22 protein-coding genes are annotated in these 25,296 nt (G+C 62.4%); 11 read left to right on the forward strand and 11 right to left on the reverse strand.

All coding sequences use genetic code 11. The features are described from left to right. Positions 1 to 425: 425 nt before the first annotated feature. A complete protein-coding gene (locus tag J5M58_RS21040; protein ID WP_207879422.1) occupies positions 426 to 1,253 on the reverse strand; it encodes an IclR family transcriptional regulator in 828 nt (275 codons plus the stop codon). A gap of 248 nt (positions 1,254 to 1,501) precedes the next feature. Between J5M58_RS21040 and J5M58_RS21045 the strand changes: the two genes are divergently transcribed. Genes J5M58_RS21045 through J5M58_RS21075 form a run of 7 tightly spaced genes read left to right on the forward strand, consistent with a single transcriptional unit; the run spans position 1,502 to position 8,016 of the window. Further along, a complete protein-coding gene (locus tag J5M58_RS21045) occupies positions 1,502 to 2,521 on the forward strand; it encodes an ABC transporter ATP-binding protein (protein ID WP_112252179.1) in 1,020 nt (339 codons plus the stop codon). Further along, positions 2,518 to 3,387, forward strand: a complete 870-nt coding sequence (locus tag J5M58_RS21050) for an ABC transporter permease (RefSeq protein ID WP_112252180.1) — start codon at positions 2,518 to 2,520, stop codon at positions 3,385 to 3,387. Before J5M58_RS21045 ends, J5M58_RS21050 begins: the two co-directional genes overlap by 4 nt. 4 nt (positions 3,388 to 3,391) lie before the next feature. Continuing rightward, on the forward strand, positions 3,392 to 4,186 hold the full coding sequence (locus tag J5M58_RS21055; RefSeq protein ID WP_112252181.1) for an ABC transporter permease: 795 nt from the start codon (positions 3,392 to 3,394) through the stop codon (positions 4,184 to 4,186). A 14-nt stretch (positions 4,187 to 4,200) separates the two neighbouring features. Next, positions 4,201 to 4,491 carry a (2Fe-2S)-binding protein gene (locus J5M58_RS21060; RefSeq protein ID WP_112252182.1) on the forward strand — a complete coding sequence of 97 codons (291 nt, stop codon included), beginning with the start codon at positions 4,201 to 4,203 and terminating at the stop codon, positions 4,489 to 4,491. Next, a complete protein-coding gene (locus J5M58_RS21065) occupies positions 4,488 to 5,846 on the forward strand; it encodes an NAD(P)/FAD-dependent oxidoreductase (protein ID WP_207879424.1) in 1,359 nt (452 codons plus the stop codon). The genes J5M58_RS21060 and J5M58_RS21065 overlap by 4 nt, the downstream gene beginning before the upstream one ends. Beyond that, positions 5,843 to 6,976, forward strand: a complete 1,134-nt coding sequence (locus J5M58_RS21070; protein WP_207879426.1) for an FAD-binding oxidoreductase — start codon at positions 5,843 to 5,845, stop codon at positions 6,974 to 6,976. Before J5M58_RS21065 ends, J5M58_RS21070 begins: the two co-directional genes overlap by 4 nt. After that, positions 6,973 to 8,016, forward strand: coding sequence for an ABC transporter substrate-binding protein (locus tag J5M58_RS21075; protein WP_112252185.1), 1,044 nt, complete (start codon positions 6,973 to 6,975; stop codon positions 8,014 to 8,016). Before J5M58_RS21070 ends, J5M58_RS21075 begins: the two co-directional genes overlap by 4 nt. A gap of 281 nt (positions 8,017 to 8,297) precedes the next feature. Here the strand turns inward: J5M58_RS21075 and J5M58_RS21080 are convergent, their stop codons facing one another. Further along, positions 8,298 to 9,068, reverse strand: a complete 771-nt coding sequence (locus tag J5M58_RS21080) for an IclR family transcriptional regulator C-terminal domain-containing protein (protein ID WP_207879429.1) — start codon at positions 9,066 to 9,068, stop codon at positions 8,298 to 8,300. 155 nt (positions 9,069 to 9,223) lie between these two features. On the opposite strand from J5M58_RS21080, the gene J5M58_RS21085 reads away from it, so the two are divergent. Genes J5M58_RS21085 through J5M58_RS21100 form a run of 4 tightly spaced genes read left to right on the forward strand, consistent with a single transcriptional unit; the run spans position 9,224 to position 13,781 of the window. Then, entirely contained in the window at positions 9,224 to 10,033 is an 810-nt protein-coding gene (locus J5M58_RS21085) for a shikimate dehydrogenase (protein WP_207879431.1), read from the forward strand. Between the two features lie 4 nt (positions 10,034 to 10,037). Next, positions 10,038 to 11,771 (forward strand): FAD-dependent oxidoreductase, encoded by a 1,734-nt coding sequence (locus tag J5M58_RS21090; protein ID WP_207879433.1) that lies wholly within the window; start codon positions 10,038 to 10,040, stop codon positions 11,769 to 11,771. Beyond that, positions 11,756 to 12,076, forward strand: a complete 321-nt coding sequence (locus J5M58_RS21095; protein WP_112252189.1) for an NIPSNAP family protein — start codon at positions 11,756 to 11,758, stop codon at positions 12,074 to 12,076. The genes J5M58_RS21090 and J5M58_RS21095 overlap by 16 nt, the downstream gene beginning before the upstream one ends. Positions 12,077 to 12,107: 31 nt before the next feature. Then, entirely contained in the window at positions 12,108 to 13,781 is a 1,674-nt protein-coding gene (locus tag J5M58_RS21100; RefSeq protein WP_207879435.1) for an FAD-dependent oxidoreductase, read from the forward strand. Positions 13,782 to 13,850: 69 nt separating this feature from the next. On the opposite strand, the gene J5M58_RS21105 is transcribed toward J5M58_RS21100, so the two are convergent. The 9 genes from J5M58_RS21105 to J5M58_RS21145 all read right to left on the reverse strand — a co-directional run bounded on the left by J5M58_RS21105 (position 13,851) and on the right by J5M58_RS21145 (position 25,273). Then, entirely contained in the window at positions 13,851 to 15,017 is a 1,167-nt protein-coding gene (locus J5M58_RS21105; protein ID WP_207879437.1) for an OmpA family protein, read from the reverse strand. A gap of 11 nt (positions 15,018 to 15,028) precedes the next feature. After that, positions 15,029 to 15,475, reverse strand: coding sequence for a type VI secretion system baseplate subunit TssE (gene tssE, locus J5M58_RS21110; RefSeq protein ID WP_112252191.1), 447 nt, complete (start codon positions 15,473 to 15,475; stop codon positions 15,029 to 15,031). Positions 15,476 to 15,479: 4 nt separating this feature from the next. Continuing rightward, positions 15,480 to 16,016, reverse strand: coding sequence for a type VI secretion system lipoprotein TssJ (tssJ, locus tag J5M58_RS21115; RefSeq protein ID WP_112252192.1), 537 nt, complete (start codon positions 16,014 to 16,016; stop codon positions 15,480 to 15,482). Then, positions 15,997 to 17,094, reverse strand: a complete 1,098-nt coding sequence (gene tssG, locus J5M58_RS21120) for a type VI secretion system baseplate subunit TssG (RefSeq protein ID WP_207879440.1) — start codon at positions 17,092 to 17,094, stop codon at positions 15,997 to 15,999. The genes tssJ and tssG overlap by 20 nt, the downstream gene beginning before the upstream one ends. Continuing rightward, positions 17,058 to 18,827, reverse strand: a complete 1,770-nt coding sequence (gene tssF / locus J5M58_RS21125; protein WP_207879444.1) for a type VI secretion system baseplate subunit TssF — start codon at positions 18,825 to 18,827, stop codon at positions 17,058 to 17,060. The genes tssG and tssF overlap by 37 nt, the downstream gene beginning before the upstream one ends. A 23-nt stretch (positions 18,828 to 18,850) precedes the next feature. Beyond that, positions 18,851 to 20,437 (reverse strand): type VI secretion system protein TssA, encoded by a 1,587-nt coding sequence (gene tssA / locus J5M58_RS21130; RefSeq protein ID WP_207879446.1) that lies wholly within the window; start codon positions 20,435 to 20,437, stop codon positions 18,851 to 18,853. Further along, positions 20,434 to 23,478 carry an ImcF-related family protein gene (locus J5M58_RS21135; RefSeq protein WP_243432437.1) on the reverse strand — a complete coding sequence of 1,015 codons (3,045 nt, stop codon included), beginning with the start codon at positions 23,476 to 23,478 and terminating at the stop codon, positions 20,434 to 20,436. Before J5M58_RS21135 ends, tssA begins: the two co-directional genes overlap by 4 nt. A 302-nt stretch (positions 23,479 to 23,780) precedes the next feature. Continuing rightward, a complete protein-coding gene (locus J5M58_RS21140) occupies positions 23,781 to 25,007 on the reverse strand; it encodes a hypothetical protein (RefSeq protein ID WP_207879450.1) in 1,227 nt (408 codons plus the stop codon). A 2-nt stretch (positions 25,008 to 25,009) separates the two neighbouring features. Beyond that, positions 25,010 to 25,273, reverse strand: coding sequence for a PAAR domain-containing protein (locus J5M58_RS21145; RefSeq protein ID WP_207879452.1), 264 nt, complete (start codon positions 25,271 to 25,273; stop codon positions 25,010 to 25,012). Positions 25,274 to 25,296: the final 23 nt, after the last annotated feature.

The following is a 25,296-nucleotide window of genomic DNA, read 5'->3' on the forward strand; positions in this document are numbered from 1 at the left end:
GGTTCACCCGCGAACACCGGCAAAGCCGGTGCCATGCACCGCGTTGCCTGCTTCGCGGGTAAACCCGCTCCCACAGGGATAGCCGCCGGCCTGGGCCTGTGCCATGCCGGTAGAAACAACTGCCCTGAACAGAACTTCGAACGTTTGCACGGTTCAATGTGGGAGCGGGTTCACCCGCGAACACCGGCAAAGCCGGTGCCATGCACCGCGTTGCCTGCTTCGCGGGTAAACCCGCTCCCACAGGGATAGCCGCCGGCCTGGGCCTGTGCCATGCCGGTAGAAACAACTGCCCTGACCAGAACTTCGAACGTTTGCACGGTTCAATGTGGGAGCGGGTTCACCCGCGAACACCGGCAAAGCCGGTGCCATGCGTCGGCCTTCATCAGTGTTCCATCGCGACGATGGACTGAGCTCAATCCTGGCCCTCAACCAAACACATGCGAAGGCCGGCGCAGCACTGGGTCGAACGGGTTGACCCGCTCGCCGATCGCCGCCGCCTCGCGCTTGAGCAGTGCCACCACGGTCGGCATGCGGTTGGGCCCCAGGCGGTCGCTGATGGTCGCCACGCTCAAGGCCGCCACCGCATGGCCGTTACGATCGAGAATCGGCACCGCCAGGCCGGCCATGCCATCGAGCACTCCGGTGTTGCGCCCGGCATAGCCGAGGCTGCGCACATTGTCGATTTCGGCGCGCAGCATGACTTCGTCGTAATGGTGGAAATCCTTCAACCGCGGCAGGTTGTAGCGGATCACCTCGTCGCGCTCCTCCTCCGGCAGGAAGGCCAGGATGGCCAGGCTGCCCTGCCCCACCCCCAAAGCTACACGGCCGCCAATATCGCCAGTGAAGGTACGGATCGGGTACGGCCCTTCGCTGCGGTCCAGGCACACCGCATCGAACCCCGAGCGTGCCAGCAGGAACAGCGAATCGCCCAGCGACGCCGATAGCCGCAGCAGGCTGGGGCGCACCACATCGCGCAGGTTGCCGGCTTGCCCGGCCTTGGCCGCCAAGGCAAAAAAATCCAGGCTCAACCGGTAGCGCTTGCTGGTCGCGCACTGGTCGACCATGCCTTCTTCAATCAGGCTGCGCAGCAGGCGGTGAGTGGTGGGCTGCGCCAGGCCAACCCGCTGCGCCAGCTGGCTGACCTTCTCGCCCTCGCCGCCGCATTCTCCCAGCGCACGCAATACGGCGAACAATCGCGACACCGCACTGACACCTACTTCCTTGGGCTGCCCATTTCGTTTATCGGAATCCATCTTTCATCCAACCCTTACAAATTCCACTCAGCGGAATAATTTCAAAATAGCTGTCACTCAGTGAAATTACCCTTTGTCGCCATCCTAATCATTGCCCTACTCTCCGGTCCATAGGGCGATATCACAACATCGGCCGCCGCCACAGAAGCGAGCGCCAACGTCCGTAAAAGCTTTGCTTTTGCCGCTGGCGCTCTGCCCACCCTGAAACTGCCGGTTGACCCCGGTTCCGTTTGCGATGGAGCACAGCCATGACCTTTCTGTTGATCGAAAATCTTTGCAAGCGCTATGGCGCCACGGAGGCAGTGGCCAGCTCGTCACTGGCCATCGAGAAAGGCGAGTTCGTCTCCCTGCTTGGCCCTTCGGGTTGCGGCAAGACCACCACCCTGCAAATGATTGCCGGCTTCGTCGAGGTCACCAGCGGTCGCATCGTCCTCGACGGCCGCGACATCACCCATGCCAAACCGGCCAGCCGAGGCCTGGGCGTGGTGTTCCAGAGTTACGCACTGTTCCCGCACATGACCGTACGCGACAACGTCGCCTTCGGCCTGCGCATGCGCAAGGTGGCCAGCACCGAGATCGCCCGCCGGGTCGACCAGGCCCTGGCGCTGGTGCGCCTGGACAAGCATGCCGAGCGCTACCCACGCGAGCTCTCCGGCGGCCAGCGCCAGCGTGTGGCCCTGGCCCGCGCACTGGTGATCGAACCGCCGGTGCTGCTGCTGGACGAACCGCTGTCCAACCTGGACGCCCACCTGCGTGAAGAAATGCAGTTCGAGATATGTCGCATCCAGAACGAGGTCGGCATCACCACCTTGATGGTCACCCACGACCAGGCCGAGGCCTTGTCGATCAGCGACCGGGTAGTGGTGATGGAAGCCGGGCGCATCACCCAAGTCGATGACCCCTACCGCCTCTACGAACACCCGGGCACACCCTTCATTTCCGACTTTGTCGGCAAGGCCAACCGCCTGCGCGGCGCAATCGGCCCCGGCGGGCAACCGCAGGCCAATGCCCTGGGCCCGCTGACCCTCAGCCTGCGCCCGGAAAAGATCAGCCTCGGCCCGGCCGGTAGCGGCAAGCTCGCAGGCCGCATCAGCTGCCGCTACTTCCTCGGCAGCCAATGGCTATATCGGGTCGACACCGCCCTGGGCAACTTGGCCGTGGTGCGTGCCAACGACGGCAACACACCGCTGGATGAAGGCACACAGGTCGGCCTGGACTGGAACGATGCCCTGCTGCGGGTGCTGAATGCTGGCGAGGTGGCGGCATGAGCGCGGCAAAGCTGCGCAGCAGCGCCTGGGGCTACGGCCTCAGCAGCCCGGCGCTGCTGTTGTTCCTGGCCTTGCTGGTAGCGCCACTGGGGCTGACAGTGCTGCTGTCGTTCAACGCATTCGACTACAGCAGCGGTATCCAGGCCGGCCAGTACACCCTGGGCCATTACCTGAGCCTGGTGACCGACACCTACTACTACCAGATCTTTTTCCGCACCTTCTGGATCAGTGCCCTGGTCACCCTGCTGTGCGTGCTGATCGGCATTCCCGAGGCCTTGGTGCTCAGCCGCATGGGCGCGCCGTGGCGCTCGATCTTCCTGATACTGGTACTGACCCCATTGCTGATTTCGGTGGTGGTGCGAGCCTTCGGCTGGAGCCTGCTGCTGGGCGCCGACGGCCTGGTCAACCAGGGCATCACCGCCCTCGGCGGGCAGCCGGTGAAGCTGCTGTATACGCCCTTTGCAGTGATCATCGGCCTGGTCCACGTGATGCTGCCGTTCATGATCATCCCGGTGTGGACCTCGCTGCAGAAGCTCGACCCTGCCGCCGAGCAGGCTGCGCTATCGCTGGGCGCCAGCCAGTGGACGGTGTTCCGCCGCATCGTGCTGCCACAGATCATGCCCGGCGTACTGTCGGGCACGCTGATCGTCTTCGGCCTGGCCGCCAGCTCCTTCGCCATCCCCGGCCTGCTGGGTGGGCGCCGGCTGAAGATGGTCGCCACCATGATCTACGACCAGTACCTGGCCGAACTGAACTGGCCGATGGGCGCCACCATCGCCGTGGCCCTGCTGCTGATCAACCTGCTGGTGATGCTCAGCTGGAACCGGCTGGTCGAACGCCGCTACAAACGCGCACTTGGAGTCTGAACCGATGACCCGTAACGGCCCGCTGGCCCTGTCCTTTCACGCCCTGGTGATGCTGTTCATGCTCGCCCCGCTGATGGTGGTGTGCCTGGTGGCATTCACCCCGGAAAACACCCTGAGCCTGCCCACCACCGGCTTCTCGCTGCGCTGGTTCAGCGCTGTGTTCGAGCGTGCCGATTTCCTCGATGCGTTCTACAACAGCCTGAAACTTGCGGCCCTGGCTGCCTCGCTGGCTACCTTGATCGCCGTGCCGGCGGGCCTGGCGATCACCCGCTACAGCTTCCCCGGCCAAGGCTTCCTCAACGGCCTGCTGCTGTCGCCGATCATCATCCCGCACCTGGTGCTGGGTGTGGCCTTGCTGCGGCTGTTCGCCTTGCTGGGGGTCAATGGCAGCTTCGCCTGGCTGGTGTTCGCCCATGTCGTGGTGATCACCCCTTACGTGCTGCGCCTGGTACTGGCTGCAGCCATCGGTATCGATCGCAGCGCCGAGCAGGCCGCGCAAAGCCTGGGGGCTGGCCGGGTCACGCTGTTCTGCAAGGTCACCCTGCCGATGATCCTGCCCGGCGTGGCCGGCGGCTGGCTGCTGGCGTTCATCAACAGCTTCGACGAAGTGACCCTGTCGATCTTCGTCACCTCGCCTGCCACCCAGACCCTGCCAGTGCGCATGTACGTGTACGCCACCGAATCCATCGACCCGATGATGGCCGCCGTCTCGGCGCTGGTGATCGCCGTCACGGCCCTGACCATGGTCGCCCTGGACCGCGTATATGGCCTGGACCGCGTGCTGGTGGGCAAGCAATGACAAGGAATGCCCCTATGCCCCTGTTCAAGCGCGTGGCCGAACACGACCGCGAGCCTGTGCCCTTCCTGCTCGACGGCCAACCAGCCAAAGGCATGAGCGGCGATACCCTGCTGACCGCCATCCTGACCAATGCCGGGCACCTGCGCGGTAGCGACTTCAGCGCCGAACCACGCGCCGGCTTCTGCCTGATGGGCGCCTGCCAGGACTGCTGGGTACGCCTGCAGGATGGCCGCCGGGTACGCGCCTGCTCGACCTTTCTGGAACCAGGCCATTGCGTGACCCGCGACCCGGGGCGCCAGCCATGAGTGCGATCGTGATCATCGGCGCCGGCCCGGCCGGCATCCGCGCCGCGCAAACCCTGGTGGCCCACGGCGTACGCCCGGTACTGCTGGACGAAGCCAGCCGCGGCGGCGGGCAGATCTACCGCCAGCAACCGGCCAACTTTCGCCGCCCGGCCAAATCGCTGTATGGCTTCGAGGCCGGCAAGGCCCAGGCGCTGCACAGCACCCTTGAACAGTTGCGCGAGCAGATCGACTATCGCCCCGAAACCCTGGTGTGGAACGCCGAGGAGCAGGTGCTGGACACCCTGCACCAGGGTCGACTGGCCGACCGCCTGGCGTTCGACCGGGTGATCGTCGCCACCGGTGCCACCGACCGGGTATTGCCGATACCCGGCTGGACCCTGCCTGGGGTCTATACCTTGGGCGCTGCGCAAATCGCGCTGAAGTTCCAGGGCTGCGCGATCGGTGAACGGGTGGTGCTGGCCGGCAGCGGTCCGCTGCTGTACCTGGTGGCCTACCAGTACGCCAAGGCCGGGGCCACGGTCAGCGCGGTGCTCGACAGTTCACCCTTCAGCGCCCAGGTGCGTGCCCTGCCACGCCTGCTTCTGCAACCAGGCACCTTTGCCAAGGGCCTGTACTACCGCGCCTGGTTGGCCCGCAAGGGTGTGCCGGTGCATCAGGGCGTGACCCTGCTGGGTATCGATGGCGATCAACGCGCCAGCGGTGTGCGCTGGTCGCACGATGGCCAGCAACACGACCTGCCGTGCGACGCCGTGGCATTCGCCCACGCGCTGCGCAGTGAAACCCAACTGGCCGACCTGCTGGGTTGCCAGTTCGCCTGGAACGCGCTCAACCGCGCCTGGCTGCCAGTACGTGATGCCCAGGGCCGGGCCAGCAGCCCCGGCGTGTACCTGGCAGGCGACGGTGCTGGCATCCTCGGTGCCGACGGTGCCGAGATGAGCGGAGAACTGGCCGCCCTGACACTGCTGGCCGACCTCGGCAAGCCCGGCAACCCGCAGCGCCAGCAGCAACTGCAAAAGCGTCTGGCCACCCTGCTGCGCTTCCGCCAGGGGCTGGAGCAGGCCTTTCCTTTTCCCGAGCAGTGGGCCCGCCAGGCCCCGGACCAGCTCACCGTGTGCCGCTGCGAGCAGATCAGTGCCGGGGAAATCCGCGCCACCGTGCGTGCCGGCCACTGGGAAATAAACCGGGTCAAGGCCATGTGCCGAGTCGGCATGGGCCGCTGCCAGGGCCGCGTGTGCGGTGCCGCTGCCGCCGAGTTGATCGCCTGCGAAAGCGGTCGGGCCATTGACCAGGTCGGGCGCCTGCGCGGCCAGGCACCGGTGAAGCCCCTGCCCTTCGGCCTGGAGATAAAACCATGAAGCTGATCGAAGTGGACGCCATCATCGTCGGCGGCGGCATCGTCGGCAGCAGCGCTGCCTTGGTCCTCGCCCGCGCTGGTCGGCAAGTGGCATTGCTGGAGCGCGACTTCTGCGGTTCGCATTCCAGCGGGGTGAACTACGGCGGTGTGCGCCGCCAGGGCCGCTCGTTGGCCCAGTTGCCGCTATCGATGCGCGCCCATGCCATCTGGGGCAATCTGCGCGAATGGATCGGCATCGATGGCGAATACGCTCGCAGCGGCCACCTGAAGCTGGCACGCAGCGAAACCGATTTCGATGCATTGAAGGCCTATGCCCGGCGCACCCAGGCTTTTGACCTGCGCCTGCAACTGCTTGAACGACACGAACTGCGCCAGCGCTTCCCCTGGGTGGGCGATATCGCCGTCGGCGCCTCGTACTGCCCCGAGGACGGCCATGCCAACCCACGGCTGGTGTCACCGGCCTTCGCCCAGGCGGCCAGGCGCAGCGGCGCCCAGGTGCATGAGCAGTGCAAGGTAGTGGAGGTGGGACACGACGGCCACCGCTTCTGCGTACACACCAGCAGCGGCCAAGGCTTCAAGGCGCCCTGGCTGTTGAATTGCGCCGGCGCCTGGTCGGCGCAACTGGCCGAGCGGTTCGGCGAGCCGGTGCCGCTGACCGCAGCCCACCCAGCCATGCTGGTCACCGAGCCGCTGCCGCTGTTCATGACCGCCAGCACCGGGGTCGAAGGCGGCGGCATCTATGCCCGCCAGGTGGCGCGTGGCAACTGCGTGCTGGGCGGCGGGCGCGGTTTTGCCCTGACCCCGACCACCGCACGCCCGGGGCAGGCCGCAGTGCTCGACATCCTGCGCAACGCCACCGAACTGTACCCGGCACTGGCCGGCGCCCAGGCCATTCGAACCTGGAGCGGCACCGAGGGCTACCTGCCGGATGACGAACCGGTGCTCGGCCCCAGCCTGCACCAGCCTGGCCTGCTGCATGGCTTCGGCTTTGCCGGCGCCGGCTTCCAGATAGGCCCGGCCGCCGGTGAAGCATTGGCGCAATGCGTGGTGCACGGCGCACCGGCAATCAGCCTGGCGGCCTTTTCCATCAACCGTTTTCAGCCCAACCACCACAAGGAAAACCTGTCATGACGCACAAGCAACGTTTGCTCGCCCTGTTCTGCACCGTGCCCGGCCTGTTCGCCTGCCTGCCCGCCATGGCCCAACCCACGTTGTACCTGGGCATGAACGGCGGCACCATGGAGCGGTTGTTCAGCGACAACATCCTGCCCAGGTTCGAGCAGGCCAACGGGGTGAAGGTGGTGATCGTCCCCGGCACCTCGGCCGACATCCTGGCCAAGGTCCAGGCCACGCCGAACAAGCCGTCGATCCATGTGATGGTGCTGGATGACGGCATCATGTACCGCGCCATCGGCATGGGCCTGTGCAGCACGCTCAAGCCCAACCCGACCTTGGCCCAGTTGCCGGAAAAGGCCCTGATCAAGGACAAGGCCGCTGCAGTCAGCCTGGGTGTGACCGGGCTTGCCTACAACAGCCGCCTGTTCAAGGCCAACGGCTGGGCAGCGCCCACCTCGTGGAACGACCTGGCCGACCCGCGCTTCAAGGACAAGGTGGTGTTCCAGTCGATGGCATCGTCCACCTTCGGCCTGCATGGTTTCCTGATGTACAACCGCCTGCACGGCGGCAGCGATACCGACGTCAACCCGGGCTTCACTGCCTGGCAGAAGAACGTGGGCCCGAACGTGCTGGAGTACATCCCCAACTCGGCCAAGCTTTCGGAAATGGTGCAAACCGACGAAGCCGCGCTATTCCCGCTCACCCCCACCCAGGTGACGGCGCTGAAGCTCAAAGGCATCCCGGTGGAGTACGCTGCGCCCAAGGAAGGTGCCGTGGTGCTCAACCAGGCCGAATGCGTCACGGCCAACAACGACCAGCCGGAGCTTGCGCAGAAGCTCGCCGAGTTCCTGCTCAGCCCCGAGGCGCAGTCGCCGGCCCTGGAGCTGGGTGACCAGATCCCGTCCAACCCCAACACGCCCACCAGCGACAAGACCCGTGGCCAGGTCGAAGCCATGCAGACCTACCTGCAGACTGCCGTGACCATCGACTGGGACCAGGTCAACACCCAGCGCCCCGAATGGAACGCGCGCTGGAATCGCCAGATCGAGAGATAAGCCAAGGGCCTGGTCGCTCCCACAGGTATCGGGACCAATACGTGATCCGTGCGCCCAGTCCTTTGGGCTGCGCGGTCACGCATAGAGCGGAGTACACAAGCGGTCCGCGTACCCTGTGGGAGCGGCTTTAGCCGCGAAGAATCCAACGCGGTGCATGGCACCGGCTGCGCCGGTGTTCGCGGCTGAAGCCGCTCCCACAGGGGCCCTGCTGATTCAATGAGTCATGTGCAGTTCCATGAGAGCAGGTTCACCCGCGAAACACGCCACCAAACCCTGACGCCTCAATCCAGCACCGGCCGCAACAACGCCTGGGCTTCATACAGGGTCGGCAAATACCGCAAGCGTATTTCGTCCACACTCAACCGCGAAGCATGGGTGGTGATAGTCAACGTCGCTTTCAGGCGGCCGGCGCGGTCCAGCAATGGCACACCCAACACGCGCATGCCGATTTCATACTCCTGGTCCACGATACAGAACCCCTGCGCCCTCACCTGCAACAACTGCGTCTCCAGCTGCAACCGGTCCGTCTGCGTATAAGGCGTCAACCCCCTCAGCGGGTTACGCGCAAAGTACGCATCCCGCTCCCCCTCCTCCAGCCAGGCCAACCAGATACGCCCGCCGGCGGTGCAATACATCGGCACCCGCGAGCCCGGCCGGATCGACAACGAGGCCACATGGCTGTAGCGGCTGCGTACCAGGTGGATGATCTCGTCGCCATCACGGGTACCCACCGACACATGCTCCTGTGTCTGCCGCGCCACCTGCTCGACGATCGGCCGCAGCATGCGCGGCAGTTGTGCCGAGTCCACATACGCCTGGCCGAGGCGCAACGCCTTGGGCGTGAGCCAGTACTCACGGCTGTCGGTTTCGGCAAACCCTTCGTGCACCAAGGTCAACAGAAACCGCCGCGCGGCACTGGGGGTAAGGCCGGACAACCTGGCCGCCTGCGGCACGCTCAGGCGCGGCTGCTCGGCGCTGAACAGCTGCATCAGCGCCAGGCCCTTCTGCAAGCCGGCGATCAGGTCACGGGGATGGATAGCGGGGGTGTTCATCTAGTCGACTCGCAAACAAGCAAAAACAGCCGATTAACGCGATAACCGGAGTAAGGCTGCGATTATCGCATCAAACGCCCGATCAGCGCATTGTTGCCCTGGCCTCCTTGCCTCACCCTTGCCCTCCATGACAACGCAAAAAAAGGGAGGTCAGCATGATTCGTGGTTCCACTGAACTAGTCGCCATCGTCGGTTCGCCCATTGCCCAGGTGAAGTCCCCCGAAAACTTCAACACCTGGTTCGCCAACAACAACTGCAACCTCGCCATGCTGCCCATCGACCTGCATGAGGCCGCACTGGATACCTTTGCCGGCACCCTGCGCGGCTGGCAGAACCTGCGCGGTTGCGTGGTCACCGTGCCATACAAGCAGGCCCTGGCCAGCCGCCTTGACGGCCTGAGCGAGCGCGCAGCCGCGCTGGGCTCGGTCAATGTTATTCGCCGTGAACGTGACGGTCGCCTGCTGGGCGACAACGTGGACGGCGCCGGCTTCCTCGGTGCTGCGCGCAAACATGGCTTCGAGCCGGCAGGCAAGCGTGCGTTGGTGATCGGTTGTGGCGGGGTCGGCAGTGCCATCGCCTATGCATTGGGCGAAGCCGGCATCGCCAGCGTCACCCTCAGCGACCCCAGCACAACGCGCATGGCCGCTGTGTGCGAGCTGCTCCGCAATGCCTTCCCCAGGGTTGCAATCGCCACCCGGGTCGACGAACTGGAGGGTTTCGATCTGCTGGTCAACGCCTCCCCTGTCGGCATGGGCGGCAGCGCGGAGCTGCCGCTGCCTGCCGCCCTGCTCGCCACCTTGCAAGCCGAAACACTGGTCGCCGATGTGGTCACCTCGCCCGAGATCACCCCGCTGCTGAAGCGGGCACGCCAGGTTGGCTGCGCGGTCCAGACCGGCCCGGAAATGGCCTTCGCCCAACTCGGCCACCTGGGCGCCTTCATGGGCGTCACGCCGCTGGAGATCTGAAGCCATGCCGACGCATGAACATACGCAACACAATTTTGACCTGGTCGTGCTGGGCAGCGGTGCCGGTGGCTTTACCGCTGCTGCCACGGCCGCCCGCCATGGGCTGAAAGTGCTGGTGGTGGAAAAGGCCGAGCACTTTGGCGGCACCTCGGCGATTTCCGGCGGGGCGGTGTGGCTCTACGGTACCGATCAAGCCCGCGCCGCCGGGGCGGTGGACTCGCCCGAGGCCATCCGCACCTACCTCAGGCAGGTCATCGGCGACGGCTACGACCCCACCCTGGTCGACACCTTCATCGAGCAAGGCCATCAGGCGCTGCGCTGGCTGGAGCAGAACACCGAACTGCGCTACGCCCTGCGCCCGCATTCGCCGGACTACTACCCGGACGACCCGGGTGCCACCCAGTTTGGCCGGGCACTGGAGATGGTCGAGTACGACGGCAAGCAGCTCGGCTCGCACTTCAATAACCTGCAGATGCCGCCGCCCGGCATGCTGCTGTTCGGCGGCATGATGGTCAATCGCGTGGATATCCAGCATTTTCTCAGTATTCGCCGCTCACCCCGGTCGCTGTGGCATTGCCTGAAGCTGATGGCGCGTTACGCGCGGGACCGCCTGCGCCATCCGCGCGGCACGCGGCTTACCACCGGCAACGCCTTGATCGCCCGCCTGGCCAGCAGCGCCTTCGCCCATGGCACGCAGCTGTGGCTGCGCAGCGAAGCCCTGGAGCTGATCGTCGAACGCGGTGTGGTCACCGGCGTGGTGGTGCAACGCGAAGGGCGCCGGGAACGGGTGCTGGCCCGGGGCGGTGTGGTGTGCGCCATGGGCGGGTTCGCTGCAGGCGCGCTCGCCGACAGCTACCGGCCGGCCCGGCAAGCGCAGCACCTGACCATGTCACCGCCCACCAATGACGGCGCGGCCCTGCGCCTTGGCCAAGCCGTGGCCGCAGCCCAGGGCGAAGGCCTGGTGGCCAACTTCTTCTGGGCGCCTGTTTCCGAACTGCGCCATGCCAGTGGCGAACATGAACGCTTTCCGCACCTGGTCACCGACCGCGCCAAACCGGGCGTGATCGCGGTAAGCCCGGACGGGCGACGTTTCGTCAACGAGTCCGATTCCTACCACCACTTCGTGCAGACCATGTTCGCCAAAGGCATTGCCAGTTGCTGGCTGGTCTGCGATGCCGAGGCGATGAACCGCTACGGCCTGGGCCTGGCACGGCCGAAGCCGGTGGACAACCAGGCATTGATCGATGCCGGCTACCTGCACCGCGCCCCCACAGCGCAGACCCTGGCCAAGGCCATTGGCGTCGACCCACAGGTGTTCATGCAGACCCTGGAGCAGTTCAACGCCGACGCCCGCAACGGCATCGACCGCGCGTTCGGCAAAGGCGGCAACAGCTACAACCGCTACATGGGCGACCCGCAACACACGCCCAACCCATGCCTGGCGCCGCTGGCCAGCGGCCCGTTCTACGCCATCCGCATCCACACCGGCGACCTCGGCTCGGCCCGCGGCCTGGTGACCAACGCCCAGGCCAACGTGCTGAACCGCGATGGCCAGCCGATTGCCGGGTTGTATGCGGTCGGCAACGACATGAACTCACTGATGAGAGGCACCTACCCCGGCCCCGGTATCACCCTGGGCCCTGCCCTCACCTTCGGCTGGCTCGCTGCCAACCACATCGCCGCGCGCCTGCAGGCGCCAACCACCCACATGGAGACCCCAGCATGTACTACGAACTGAGAACCTACACCCTCGACCCACTGAAAATGGCCGACTGGCTGAGCCTGTACCAAAGCCACGCGCTGGAGGTGCAAAGCGAGCATCTCGGTAACCTGATCGGCTTTTTCACCAGCGAGTTCGGCGAGGTCAACCAGGTGGTGCATGTCTGGGGTTATGCCAGCCTCGACGAGCGCATGGCACGCCGCGCAGCCATGGCAGCGGACCCGCGTTGGGCCGAGTTCTCACGGCGCAACCGCGAACTGGGCGCGGTGCTGCGTTTGCAGTCGCGAATGCTGCGGCCTACCGGCTTTTCGCCGCTGCAGTAGACCTTCTTCCAAAGCCTGAGCGAAACCCACCATGCAACCCCTCGAATGTGACGTACTCGTCATCGGCTCCGGTGCCTCTGGCCTGGCTGCCGCAGTTACTGCCGCCCATCACGGCCTGCAGGTGATCGTCGCGGAAAAAGCCAGCCAACTGGGCGGCACCAGCGCCTGGTCGGGGGGCTGGTTGTGGATACCGCGCAACCCGCTGGCCGTTGCCGAAGGCATCCTCGAGACCGACGATGCCCCGGAGCGCTACCTGCGCGCGCAAACCCATGTCAGCGAACTGGACCCGCGCCAGCGCGCCTTCCTGCACCATGGCCCGGAAATGGTCGCGTTCTTCCAGCGACACACCGCCGTGCAGTTCCAGTGCGGCAGCCGCATGCCCGACATGCGCGATGGCGACGGCAGCACGCGCGGTGGCCGTTCGCTGTGCGCGCTACCATACGACGGGCGCCTGCTCGGCCCCTGGCTGCGCAAGCTGCGCCCACCGCTGGACATCGTCAGCCTGGCCGGCATGGGCATTGCCGGCGGCGCCGACATGGCCGCCTTCTTCAACGCCACGCGCTCACCCAAGGCCGCGCTGCATGTGGGCAAGCGCCTGCTGCGCCATGGCCGCGATCTGCTGCTGCACCGGCGCGGCCTGCAACTGGTCAATGGCAACGCACTGGTGGCACGGCTGCTGCGCAGCGCCCTGGACCTTGGCGTGACGCTGCTGACCGACAAGCCGGCCAGCGGCCTGCTGGGCGAAGGCCGGGTCAGCGGCGCGCAGTTTGCCGACGGCCAGCTGATTCACGCCCGCCGCGGTGTGGTTTTGGCCTGCGGTGGCTTTGCCCATGATCGCCAGCGCATCGCGCAACTGATGCCGCATGCACCGGACGGTGGCCAGCACTACTCTGCCGCACCATGGGAAAACAGCGGTGACGGCCTGCGCCTGGGCGAACAGGCCGGTGGCCTGGTCCAGGCGACCCTGGCCCATGCGGGTGCCTGGGCACCTGTGTCGCGGGTACCGCGCAGCGATGGCAGTTTCGGCCATTTCCCGCACTTGATCGATCGTGCCAAGCCCGGTTTCATCGCCGTGTGCCGTGATGGCCGGCGCTTCGTCAACGAAGCCGATTGCTACCACGACTTCATGAACGCGCTGTTCGCCGCCACGCCGCAGGGTGAAGCGCCGCAAGCGTGGCTGATCTGCGATCATGCAGCGCAACGTCGCTATGGTATCGGCTGGGCCAAACCCTTCCCTTTCCCCACCCGCCACTATCAACGCTGCGGTTATTTGCACAGCGGCCGCACGCTGGCGCAGTTGGCACAGCGCTGCGGGATCGATGCCGAGCAGTTGCAACGCACGGTGGATGACTTCAACCACCATGCAGCCCGGGGTGGAGACCCGGTTTTCCAGCGCGGCAAATCGGCTTACAACCGGGCCCAGGGCGAGCCGTTACAGGTACCCAATCCATCGCTGCGCCCCTTGCTGAACGGGCCGTATCACGCAGTGAAACTGTTGCCGGGCAGCCTGGGTACCTTTGCCGGCCTGGCAACGGACAGTGCCGCCCGTGTGCTGGACCACGCGATGCAGCCGATTCCTGGGCTGTATGCGGTGGGCAACGACATGCACAGTGTGATGGGTGGGTATTACCCGAGTGGCGGGATTACCCTGGGGCCGGGGATGACATTCGGTTACCTGGCTGGTAGAGCGTTGAGCGGCCTCTAAGGAAATGAGGGTACGTTTTTCCCGAGGATGAGTTGATCGTCGCCTGTTAGCGCGCGTTGCCATTGCTCCTTACACGCCCTCGCCGCTTCCAACCAAACGCCCTGCAGCCTCAAGTTCTCCACACGCACTAGACTCAGGCACTAAACGGATGTCCACACGCCGATTTGCTGCTCGACCAGACGGAGTATGGTTGCTGCTGATCGGCTGACCGGCCGCCATTCCCTGAACAGCAAAACAACTGTCCGGGATATCTCCCATACGCTGCATCCAGTCGCGGACAGCAGAGGCGCGAGCACGAGAGAGATCGAGATTCCTGGTAACGTCACCCTGGGCATCGGCATGACCGGAAATAACGATTAACCACCCAGGTTGGGCTTTGATACCAACCAGTGCACCGATCAATAACTTGGTTGAACCGGGTTTGAGCTCGGCACTGCCAGGATCGAACAGCGTCAAGCTGTCGAGCTGGATTGGCTTAGGCATGGAAGGCTCTTGGATTTGTCTAGAGACCCACTCCTGCCAGCCTAACCAACCCGCAAATGCGCAAGTGATCGTCAAAGTCAGCAGCCACGGCAGTGCAGCGCGCCTCTGCGCGGGATGCTCGACTACAAATGTGTAGGTCGATGGCGCAGGCACAACGGAGGTGATCTGAGGTCTGACCGATGGTTCAGCAAACGATATCCATGGCTGTGACAGAAGCGGCATCGGTACCGCCATGCTTCCAGATATGCGCTGCAGGAGGCTGACTATCTGGTTTCGAAAAACCTGCAGCGACACCAGTGGCGCATGACCAAGGCTTTCCAAACGGTGCTCCAGCCGGTTTAACTCAACAACCAGCTCGCTCAACGCCGCCGAACTTGACCTGCCCCATTCCACCATGCGAACCAAGGGATGCAACTGACTAAACAGCCATGCTATGAGATCAATGCGTGCTGACGCCTGCACCGGCCACAGGCGCGGCCATTCATCGGTCAGCGTAGAGAGCAATGCCAACCCTTCCGTCAAGCCCGCGAGCCCCGTGCGGTAGCTACGCGCCAGCACGAACGCCACCGCTGTTTGCAGCTCAACCCCGTTCAGCTCGAAGAGGCGCAAAGACAACCCCTCAACTTTTGCCCAGTCCACATCTGGGCAGGCAGGGTGATTGAGCTTTGCCAACTCACCGCGCAGCATTTTGAACTCATCGAAGTTGCCCGGATCCCCACCCAGGCGTACACGCATCTCGAAAAGCGCCGTCATCTGGCCCCCTGTCAGTTCCATTGCACGGGAAGGTAGCCTTCCTGCTTGAGGTGACGCACCACAACCCTGCCTTCGGCGCCGAGTGTGGTCCCAAAGGACGCCCTGCCGCCGCCCCTGATGAGTACGTCAAGGGCATAGTCAAGATGGCCAGGGCGAGACTGAGGTATCAGCTGAACGCTCACCTGCGCCAGCCGGGGCTCATAGCGGCGCAAGGTGCGGGCGATGTCGTTCATCAAGCCATGGGCTGAAGCCGGTAGCCCTTGCAGCACCGTGCCCATGTCCGGCAAGCCATAGTCGGGCAGATGCGAGAGTGAACCTGCACGGCTGTTGAGAATGCGCTGAATGTTGTCCAGCACCGAGAGGGTCAGCTGGTCATCTTCATTCACCTGGTCCAGCGCTAGCTCACCGCGGAAGTTCTGCAACAGGATTTCGTAAAGAGAAGGACTGGTTTCAGGCATGCAGTCAGCCCTCCACGCGCTGTCGGAGGGTCAATCGGTTATCGCCCAGTTCGAGCACCCTGGCCTGATCCGGTTCGAGGTCGTCCCGCTGCAAGACAACGCGCCACGTATTTTCGATAACGTCTGGACTTCGGAATAGCGCTACCACCGCAACATACCGAGCGTCGCCTTGCAGGGGAGTACTCAGCTGCGCCGCCTCACCGGGTTTGATCACCACCACGCGTTCATCGAGCAGATCATCGCGAAGCACCCGTTCCCCCTGGCTTAGCAGATCGTCATAGGTGGCGTTCTCCAACGCCTTGTTGTCCTTCAACTGGTAGACCCGTACCAGCACTGGCACCGACAATCCGCTCATCTCTGCGTCATCGGTATTTATCGCTGACCGCCCGTTGAGATCCAGATGGAGCGTCTTTACTTGCTTGTAGAAGATCGCCTGGGCAGTAGACGACGTACCGTCTGCAACCTTTTGTGCAAGGCCACACCCACTCAGTACTGCAACAAATGTCGATGCCGTGAAGCATTTAAAAACGGTACGCCACATGCTGTACCTCCTTCCTGCAAGGGTTCGGCTGCAGACCTTGATATCGGCCCAGGTTGATCGTGATCGTGTCGTCTTGGGCCGATGCGTGCGCCCCCTCTGCGCGTTTCAATACAGCGGTCATGCCAAGCATCGACCGAGTGCGTCCTAACACCGGAACCGGCACCCTCTCGCGCGCTATCGAGAGCTGCAGCAGCGCTGTGCAACGCCACCCCAGATACACCTCAAGCAACACCTGCAAATCGGCTATCAGCCGGCCACCCGGAAGCCACTCACGCGCTTCATCCTCGTCCTCGGTACACAACCGCAGGCGCAGTTGGCTGTTAGCGTCGTGCCCGACAGCGCCCAACGGCATGCCCTGGCCTAACCTAACCGGACGCTCGGGTGCAAGGCTGGCAGGCTGCTCAAGCACAACGCTCTGCGGCCAATGCCCGGTCACGTGCGTATCCGTATGCGGCGCCAGCAACTTCACCAACGCACCAATCCCCTCCGCGTTGCGCGTGGGAAGGCGCATCACACTGAGCAGGGCCAGAAAACGTGACATCGGTGTGGCGATGCGCTCTGCCGTACCGGGAATGCCCAGCCCGATCAAGCCCAACAGACACTGTGAAGTGGCATCGCGCCCGCCCGGCTCGAACGTTGCCGGGTAGGAGTACTTGCGCCAGATCCGGTAGAACTGGGTGAATAGCCGATGGTTGAAGATATCGAGGAAGTGCTCCAGCGCCTCACGGCCTTCACGTCGCTGGGCGATATCATCCAGATAGCCCGTGGGCAAAGGAGAGTCGACGCCATACAATCCCAGCAGCCGGGTTCGCACTGTCAGCGGTCGGTCTGGAGCAGACTCGTCGATTTCAATGGCCTTCAACTCGCCTGCTGGAAATCCCATTCCAGGGTCTGGCCGGAACCTGACCCGGTCATCGCCGGGATGTGCAGTGCTGCCCAACGGTGGTTGTTCAGCCAACACCTGCTCCAGCACCTGGCAGAAGCGGTAGACGTTAGCGGTCGAAACCTGTTCAGCCAGCACGTGCAGAATGCCTTCGGCCTTTAACCGGGAATACGCTGACTGTGATGTTCGTTCCATCGCAGGCACCTCCCCGTCGGTTGCAGAATCATTGTCAGTTGAGTGCACAACTGAATGTCCGCGTACAGGGCGAAGAACCGGCTAAGCATTTCACCAAACAGGCAGATATCTCCCTCGCCTGAAAAGCCATTGCTATCGACTGTCACCTCAATATCCACACCTCGCAGCAAGAAGCCTTTTTCGAAGCGCTGAATCAGGTGATGCCTGACGTCAACAATGGCCTCCAGACGGCGGCGGTTCGTTTCGCTGCCCGTCCACTCATACAAAGCCAATGTGCCACGCAGTACTTCAGCACTGTTGAGCATCGGCAGGAAATTCGATCCCAGGTGACTGAGTACACGCCAGTGAAAACTGTCGCGATTGGGTGGGTAGCACGGTAGTGTCGGCGCGGTCAGGTTGCGCACTCGCAAACCTGCCTGGGTGGACTGCGCCGCAGCATCGAGCAAGGTGCTGCGCAAGGCTTTGCGCGGCAACTGGCCATTGGTGCCGGTCAGGCGCAACGACAGGCTTTTGCGGTTGAGCAGCACATCCTTGTCAAAGCCCTCCCCGCCAAGGATCAACCAGGTGTCATGAAGACCATTGGCACCGCGCCTCAAGCGGGTATGGAAGTAGCGCTCGGGGGCCTCATCGCGAAGCATGCCCCCTTTGTGGCGAAAGCTGCTGAAAGGCACGTAGTCCTGACGCACGCTGTCTTTCGTTCCAGAAACCTTGTCTACCGAGTAGATCTCTGTATGTCCGTCCTGCAAGCGCATTGGCCGCAGTAGGTATTCATTCTGCAACGGGTCCAGGGTGAGCGGGTCCGCCTCCAGTGCAAACAGGTTGATCACGGGAACCGCGTGTAGACGAATGTGCTCTTGTGTAGGCGTGAACGCATGCGACCAGGTCTCACTGAGCACGACTTCAAGCTCGAACCATGGGGCGTCTGGTGGCAACGCGAGCGATTCGAGGCCACAGAGTGTGACGAACATGAATTTCTCACGGAACGTGAAGTACTCCAGCAACAACTGATAACCACTGAACGCGCTGTCGCCTTTAGGCCAAAGGCGATCATCGTCGGCAAACCCCTTTGGCTTGAAATGCCCCGCAAATGCCTTGCGTTGCGCCGCGCCTGGCAAGCGCACATGCAGCGCCTGCACGTTCAATGTCAACGCCTGATGCAGCACACTGGCAAGCGCTGCGTCGGCATTCAGATACAAGGGGATATGCGCGAGGTCGAGTTGATCCCAGTTGGCCAGCGCTCCACGCGCGAAGCGCAGGCGTAGAACTGCACGTCCATCTGGCTCATGGTCAAGTCGCACGGTTTCCAGATTGAGCGGCCGTAACGTCAAATCCTGCGTGGTGGAGTAGCGGCAGCGGGTACGGTGTTGCCCCACCGGTTGTGACAGCACCTGAAAGCCTCTTGCAACCGCCTCGCAGCCTTTCATCTGACTGACATCTGGCATCAGTTCGACGATGGCCAGTGACGGAATGGTGCGCAAGTAGTGGGGCCATAACAGGCTGACCAGCCCCTCCGTCAGCTCGGGCAGGTCATCGTCCAATTTCTCGCGCAGACGCCCCATCAGGAACGCAAAGCCTTCGAACAAGCGCTCCACAAAGGGGTCTTCAGCGCCGGGTTTATCCAGGTTGAGCTGCGCCGCACGGTCCGGAAAAGCCTGGGCAAACTCCTTGCCCGCTTCGCGCAGGTAACGCATTTCAGCGTCGAAGTAACGCAGGGTTAGGTTGTCCGTAGTCAAAACAGATTCCTGATCAAAGTGAATTAGCTGCACAGCACTGCAGCACGTACCGGGTCAAGGGATACGAGGGTTGCCAGCTGATGTTCCATTTGCCGCGCCAACGCAGGCCGGTCAGTGTCGTTGCGCTGGGCCTTCAAACGCAGCAGCTTGAGCAAGCGCGCCTTGACCTCGAAGAGCAGGTCAGGCTCCCAGTCGGCAAATGTGTGGCGTTGCGCGGCAGCGTCCAGCTCAGTGAACAAATGAATGGCCAGCTCGGCCTTGCCGCACTGCTCGGCCACTCGCGCCATCAGCAAACGCAGTAACCAACGCTGTCGCCCGGTCTGCACATCGGGCCGACTCGCCAGCCAGGCCAGCGCCTGCTCGACACCGTCAGCATCCGCTTGCGCCAGTGCCTCGGGTTCCAAGGCGAGTATTTCGCATGCGGCCGCCGGCAGTGCGGGGGCCGCTGCGGGCAGCCATTGTTCTGGGCGGTTACCGCTGACCTGCTGGTTGATCCACTCACGCGTGGTTTCATCAGCGAATGGCGAGCCATCGCTCCAACACAGCAGCTCCACGCCCGGCAGACGTTGCAGCAGCATGGCCAGATCGTGTTTGACGATATCCGCCCAGCTCTTGTGAGGCTCAGCCGATTTGCTCAGTGCCTGATGGAGGTACCATTGCAGATCCAACCAGAAGTGGTTGACGCCTTCGGCATACATTTGCTCGACCAAGTCAATCAGCTCGCTCCAGCTTTGCTGCAAGTGCAAGCGCTTGAGCTGTGCGCGATACTCGCCGCGAGGCGGTGCCAGGCGGGTAACCCCCTGTGCATTTTGCGGCGGCACCTGGTGCACGGTGTCCCAACGCAAGCTTTTCATCAGCCTATGCGCTGCCAACCACCCTTCTGGTTGCTCACGCAGGTAGGTGGCCAGGCCCCGGCCACTGTCCAGCAAATCGCGACCGGACTTGATGGGTGATGCGCTCGGGCCAGGGGTGCTACTTCTCAGCGGTGAATCACTGCTGGTCTGCGGGACGATTGCATCAACACCTCCCGACACGGCGAGTCGATTGCTGAGGGCGCCGTACAAGGCGTCCAGCCGTGGCCGCTGGTCTTCAGGCCAACGGCTGAAGCCGTGCTCCAGCCACACCAGCGCAGCCACCGTTCGCTCGGTTTCAGCCTTGACCACCTGGGGGTACAGCGTCAGGCTTGCCAGGACCCTGCTGCCGGCAAGCCACTCCAAGGCCATCTTGCGGCTATTGGGGCGCACCGGCAGGATGTCGCAGGCATAACGTTCCATCAGTGCCGCCAGCAAACTCAGGCCATCTGCCAAACCGACCTCACCGTCCCGGTGCAAACGAGCCCAGAGGTAGTAGGTGGCAACGCGAAGGTCTTTGCAGGACTGCTGGAGCAGCTTCTGCGCCAGTTGCGCCACAAGGTCCACATCCGCCCCGGAGAGTTTGTTGACCTCTTCGCGCATGCGCTGGAAATCGTCGTCGTAGCCTGGGTCCTCTCCCACCGGTACATCGCCGTTGATGGGCGTTAGCCAAGGCTCCCAGGATTCGCTGTGTTTGCGGGCAATGACCAGCGGCTCGCTGGCGGGCAAACAGCTTTCGACCAAGCTTTTCAGGCTCATTCGAAGCCCCCGTTCTGCGTGTACTGCGGGGTGTCTCGGCCCTCTGCCAGAAAGATCTCTCGCGGCAGGCTGAACCCGCGCAACTTGAGCAGTGCCAACGGGCCTTCGCCTAACTCCGTGCGCAAGTGCCAGGTCAGGCCCAGGCCATCTGGCGCATCCAGCACGACCCGAAAACGACTGTCGCCGTCATCCAGCGCCGTGACATTGGCCTCCTCCAGTAGCCGAATCAGCCCCCAGGTGCCCTGGTAATCCGCAAACAGACGTTCACCGGTGTGGACGCTGCTCCACGTCAGGCTGATGCCGGGATGGTCGCCCTGCCCGGGCCAGCGAAAGCGTTGCCAACTTTCTCGCTGGTTGAAGTAGTGATGCTTTTCACCGTTGAGTACGAAGGTGGTCTGCACCACATCACGCACAGGCTTGCCTTGCAGCTCGAAGCTCAAGCCCATACCGCCATCGGTGTACAGCACATCGGCCAGCTGACTGAGCTGATTGATCGCGGTGAGAAAGTCCGGGTTGAAACGCAGCCCCTGGCTTTGCCGCGCGTCGGCCACCCAGCGGCTGCCTTCCTTGCGCAGAAGCCCCGTGAGCTGCTGAGCCAGGAACTGCTCGATCCGCCCGGAATCGGCACGGATCATCTGCCCCAGCATGGGCAAGGAAGCATCACTGCTGGTGGCGGCGAAGGGATAACGGCCGCTGAAAGCGCCCTGCCACTCATCGACGATCGCGCGCTGCCACGCCCGGTTGAGGCCGGCCGACGACGGCTGCAGAGTCTGTTGCCATGCCTGATCCAGCGGCTCCACGAACAACGTATTAGCCGCTGGCCCCCAGTCGGCGCCGAGGCTGGCGGCGATCAGGTTGCCATAGGCCTGGGTATCGGTCAGGTCCGCGCCTTTGCCTTGGAATACCGTCTGCGCCAAGGTCTGAATCATCGCCTCGGGGTCGGGTGCATTGACGACCTGTTGCAGCTTCAAGCGCACGCCGGTGATCCGGGTAAGGAAGGCTTGCAGGCTCAGGCGGCCATCGACTGATCGCCCTTCAGACTCCTTGCCCAGCAACGCCATCAAGGGGCCAAAGGTGCTGTCGAGCGGGCCGCTGGGTGTTTGGGGAAGTTGATCGACGATCGGTGCTGCTTTTTGCCCCACCAACTTCTGCGCGGATTCGATCAGGGAATCGGCCAGGGCCTGGCCACGGACGCCGGCTTGCCCCTGGTAACTTAAGGTGTTCATCAAGGCGATCAAGGGTGACTGACGCACGTCACTCATCAGCGTCAACTGTGCAATCACCTCGTTCAGGCCATGGCCCTGCTGCCAGCGCAGGCTGTTGAGGAAGCCCAGCCAGGCACTGCTGTAATCCTGGAAGTAGCGTGCGGTCAACCGCTCCCTGAGTTGGTCGGGGCTCAGTTCCTTGGCGATGTCGTTGGGGTTGTCGCTGAGTACCCAGTCGATCTCTTCGCGCCGCGCTTGCGCCGCGTCTTCAATGGCTTCGCGAACCTGCCCTTCCCACGCTTGGCGGGTGAATACACCGGGGACCTGTTCTGCACTGGTGAACAGGGCGCTTGCATCGGTGTCGCCGACCATCTCCTGCAAGCCCAACGCGGGGTAATGGTTCGCCGCGTTGTCGAGGACCTGCTGGTACAGGCTGCTTTCAGCGTTTCGCTGACCCAGTTCACGCAGCAGCATCTGGCGCGTTTGGGCGATCAATCTGAGGTCAGCCTTGATCGCCCAGTCAGGGTGCTCGGGCAGATGCTGGCCGTAGAACGCCCACAGCGCCGGTTCGGTAGCGCCCAAGGTCTGGGCCAGGAACGCGGCATCGGCTTTTTCCGGGCGCGCCAGCATCAGATAGGCTTTGAGATAGTCGTACGTCTGCTGTGCCTGCTTGGTGCGCTGGGGGCTCGTCGGAGGCAAGTTGACCAACGCTTTGAGCCGGTTTTCCAGTTCAGAGACGGCGGGGTCACGGAGCAGCTGGTTATTGGCTTGCGTATAGAGCGGCCACACCGCTTCACGCAGGTCATACGACCGGTTCAGGCCAAAGCGCTGATACCACGGTGCGCCGTGTTCTGATCGGTAGTCCAGGCGGGAGAGTTCGCGTACCAGCTCGCCCAGTGCCTGTTTGGTGTCGGTGCCTACTACGGGTTGTTGCAACGCGCTGTAGGCCGCCGCTATCTGACCGACCTCGGCGCGGTTGCTCGCAAACGACAACAGCAAGCCGATGCCCCAAATGAAAGCGAGGCCGAGCGCAGAAACGTAGGCGACTCTGGCTGGGTGCCAACCCAGTCGCCGGGCTCGGGCGGAGCGATCGTTGAGGATCCCTGACCATGCTGGGTCTTCAGGCCAGTGGTGTTCAATTATCGTCGCCGACTCTGGCCTCTGAACTGGCAAGCTGAACCACACGCCACGGACCTGTATGCCACGTGTCGCCCTTGCTGAAAGGGACTCAATCAGGCGATACCATCGTGCGGCACCGTCAACCTGCAGGTCACGCGCAAGCCGCAGAAGAAAGTCGTGCGTTATCTGGAGCTGCATCTGCGCCAAACCTTGTTCGCGCAGCGAGCGCTGCAGGGCGCCCAAATGCTCCTCCCAGTGAGCTGCGGCTCGTCGGGTAGGAAGCAAGCCACCAACCGCCTCAATGTCACGCTCCGACTGGCCCCATTGGCTGCCACAGACTTGCCACACATGCACAGGCAATTGCCTGCCTAGATAACGGCTCACCTCCCGCAGATGATGAATGCTCGCACTCATTGAAGCAGCGTCGTCCATCTGGTGTTCGCTCAGCGCCCAAACGACACCATCAATGCCACGCCAGCGAAACTGCCGTTGCCATTTGTCGAGCAGCGTTGTGTCTGGTTTAGAAAGGAGACTGCCGACATAAAAAATTATAACAGCCGTCCCTTCCAACCACTGCTTGTTAATCAATCTTGGTGCAATAGAATTGATTTGAGGAGCTTCGCCAACCACCAAGAACAGACGCACCCTGGAACCCCAAGACCAACCATATTTCTGACGAAGGCACTCTCGCACCGAGCCTGCATTATCTATGGACATGACATCTATCCCTCTCTCACATTCTGACCCACTGCCTGCCTGAGCTGGATCTACAGAGGAGTGACGGCGATAAGTTGAGATACCAATTCGACGACCTAGCACCAAGAGGCTTCCGCCAGACAGCACCACCACAGTCGCAACCCAAAAGAGCAGCCAAGTCAATTCAACAGACACTCCGATATCGGATAATAAGCCAATACCGCCAGCACCCCAAAAAACCGCCTTCCACAAAAAGATTGCAAACCCAGCAATAGCAATTATTATCGCAAGCATCCACACAACTATTGCGAACATATAAAACCTTATACCGAATCAGGCGAAACAGGCGTCACTGCGCAGTTGCAGAATATAAGGTCGTCAGAGCCACCAGCAATAACAAACTGCGCCCCCACTCCCAACTTAATACTCTCCGAAGCAAGCGAAATCGCCAACCAAGGAGCCGCACTACCTGCTGACCCCAGCAATGAGTCTAAGTCGTGAAAATATTTCTCATTGGCGCCACCCTTACCTAGGCTTGCTAACGCCACTCTCACTAAGCTGTCGTGGCATCGATCAACTCCTGATCGCCATACATGCTCAACCGAGCATACATTTATAGGAACCCATTCCAGCGCCTGCTGCACCGATAATCCCACTTCCGAACCAGAATCACGCAAAAATTCTGGACGATGAAGACAAGCTATCGGGTGTAATGACGGCGTCGGATTGCAGTTTCCTAACAGCAAGCCCGCCACTACTTCAGCAGTATCTCGCGGTTGTTTCGGAGCAAATTGATATGCAACAACCAAGAGCAGAGAATTATCATCAACTCCTAGATCAAGCCACTTTTCAACAGCCACTATCCCGGCATCACTGACAATTACCGCAGACTTATAAATCCCAGATTTTTGCCATGCGCTTCGCCAAATGCGGTGTAAAGTGCTTTCTGGTATTTGGCTGTCACCCTCTACCAACACCTTCAGGGTAATGTCATCAGCCACCCCATCTAAGGTCCGTGCGAGATCAGTCAACACCTGTTCGAACGCTTGCAACAAAACCTGCTCTGGATCGGCGTCGACATCTCCATCCATGCAGCTGTGACGTACTACCCCCCCTCCAATCCTAAACGGCTGGCTCTTAATGGCTCTAACGTTCGCTAGAAGGTTACCAACCTGGTCTTCTGACTTTACACCTTCACTTCTCAGAGCCGTATAAGCACTTGCACCCCATATTTGCAATGAACGGCGACCAACCTGATATCTCTCCTCTAAGTCTTCCGCCCTCGCCTCATCCCACCCATCAGCAATCCGAACGTAACCTGCATAAGCAATAATCCTAATGAAAATTGCCATCACCCAAGCCAAAATAGGGGTACCCAAGGCTACCCGCCAGATCACCGCTGCATCTACTCGTGGCGTTTGATCGATAAATAATATCCCCCCTATCAAACCCAAGAGCAGAAGCAGCAGCAACACTCCGAGCCAAATCGACCATCTTGGAAGACTCGGCCGCCGCGCCTCTCCCCGAACTTTCTGAATTTCAACTGCCATATTCACGTGACGCCTGAGCAAGCCAGAGACGAGATTAACGCACAACCGCATCCACAACGGTTTCCATCGAAGGCAACAGCAAGGCCATTGTCCATGAAGGTCGGGTGCCCCTCAGCGATAAAAGTCCTTCCATGACCTACAACCGGGCAGATCACCGGATCTCCCTGGCGCGCAGCTCTGACGCCATGAAATAGCATCGATGACGAGCCTGAAAGAACAGTTCCACCCGCCGTATTTTTATCCCCAACTCTGACAATCCCAATCACGAGATATTCTCCATACGGCGCAT

Origin of the sequence: Pseudomonas sp. 32_A (genome assembly GCF_017490905.1) — a bacterium.
Classification (GTDB): Bacteria; Pseudomonadota; Gammaproteobacteria; order Pseudomonadales; family Pseudomonadaceae; genus Aquipseudomonas; species Aquipseudomonas inefficax.

What these genes read in the sequence shown, in the direction of transcription:
- J5M58_RS21040 (WP_207879422.1), bottom strand. Translation starts at nt 1,253, where the DNA reads ATGGATTCCGATAAACGAAATGGGCAGCCCAAGGAAGTAGGTGTCAGT.
- J5M58_RS21045 (WP_112252179.1), top strand. Translation starts at nt 1,502, where the DNA reads ATGACCTTTCTGTTGATCGAAAATCTTTGCAAGCGCTATGGCGCCACG.
- J5M58_RS21050 (WP_112252180.1), top strand. Translation starts at nt 2,518, where the DNA reads ATGAGCGCGGCAAAGCTGCGCAGCAGCGCCTGGGGCTACGGCCTCAGC.
- J5M58_RS21055 (WP_112252181.1), top strand. Translation starts at nt 3,392, where the DNA reads ATGACCCGTAACGGCCCGCTGGCCCTGTCCTTTCACGCCCTGGTGATG.
- J5M58_RS21060 (WP_112252182.1), top strand. Translation starts at nt 4,201, where the DNA reads ATGCCCCTGTTCAAGCGCGTGGCCGAACACGACCGCGAGCCTGTGCCC.
- J5M58_RS21065 (WP_207879424.1), top strand. Translation starts at nt 4,488, where the DNA reads ATGAGTGCGATCGTGATCATCGGCGCCGGCCCGGCCGGCATCCGCGCC.
- J5M58_RS21070 (WP_207879426.1), top strand. Translation starts at nt 5,843, where the DNA reads ATGAAGCTGATCGAAGTGGACGCCATCATCGTCGGCGGCGGCATCGTC.
- J5M58_RS21075 (WP_112252185.1), top strand. Translation starts at nt 6,973, where the DNA reads ATGACGCACAAGCAACGTTTGCTCGCCCTGTTCTGCACCGTGCCCGGC.
- J5M58_RS21080 (WP_207879429.1), bottom strand. Translation starts at nt 9,068, where the DNA reads ATGAACACCCCCGCTATCCATCCCCGTGACCTGATCGCCGGCTTGCAG.
- J5M58_RS21085 (WP_207879431.1), top strand. Translation starts at nt 9,224, where the DNA reads ATGATTCGTGGTTCCACTGAACTAGTCGCCATCGTCGGTTCGCCCATT.
- J5M58_RS21090 (WP_207879433.1), top strand. Translation starts at nt 10,038, where the DNA reads ATGCCGACGCATGAACATACGCAACACAATTTTGACCTGGTCGTGCTG.
- J5M58_RS21095 (WP_112252189.1), top strand. Translation starts at nt 11,756, where the DNA reads ATGTACTACGAACTGAGAACCTACACCCTCGACCCACTGAAAATGGCC.
- J5M58_RS21100 (WP_207879435.1), top strand. Translation starts at nt 12,108, where the DNA reads ATGCAACCCCTCGAATGTGACGTACTCGTCATCGGCTCCGGTGCCTCT.
- J5M58_RS21105 (WP_207879437.1), bottom strand. Translation starts at nt 15,017, where the DNA reads ATGACGGCGCTTTTCGAGATGCGTGTACGCCTGGGTGGGGATCCGGGC.
- tssE (WP_112252191.1), bottom strand. Translation starts at nt 15,475, where the DNA reads ATGCCTGAAACCAGTCCTTCTCTTTACGAAATCCTGTTGCAGAACTTC.
- tssJ (WP_112252192.1), bottom strand. Translation starts at nt 16,016, where the DNA reads ATGTGGCGTACCGTTTTTAAATGCTTCACGGCATCGACATTTGTTGCA.
- tssG (WP_207879440.1), bottom strand. Translation starts at nt 17,094, where the DNA reads ATGGAACGAACATCACAGTCAGCGTATTCCCGGTTAAAGGCCGAAGGC.
- tssA (WP_207879446.1), bottom strand. Translation starts at nt 20,437, where the DNA reads ATGAGCCTGAAAAGCTTGGTCGAAAGCTGTTTGCCCGCCAGCGAGCCG.
- J5M58_RS21135 (WP_243432437.1), bottom strand. Translation starts at nt 23,478, where the DNA reads ATGTCCATAGATAATGCAGGCTCGGTGCGAGAGTGCCTTCGTCAGAAA.
- J5M58_RS21140 (WP_207879450.1), bottom strand. Translation starts at nt 25,007, where the DNA reads ATGGCAGTTGAAATTCAGAAAGTTCGGGGAGAGGCGCGGCGGCCGAGT.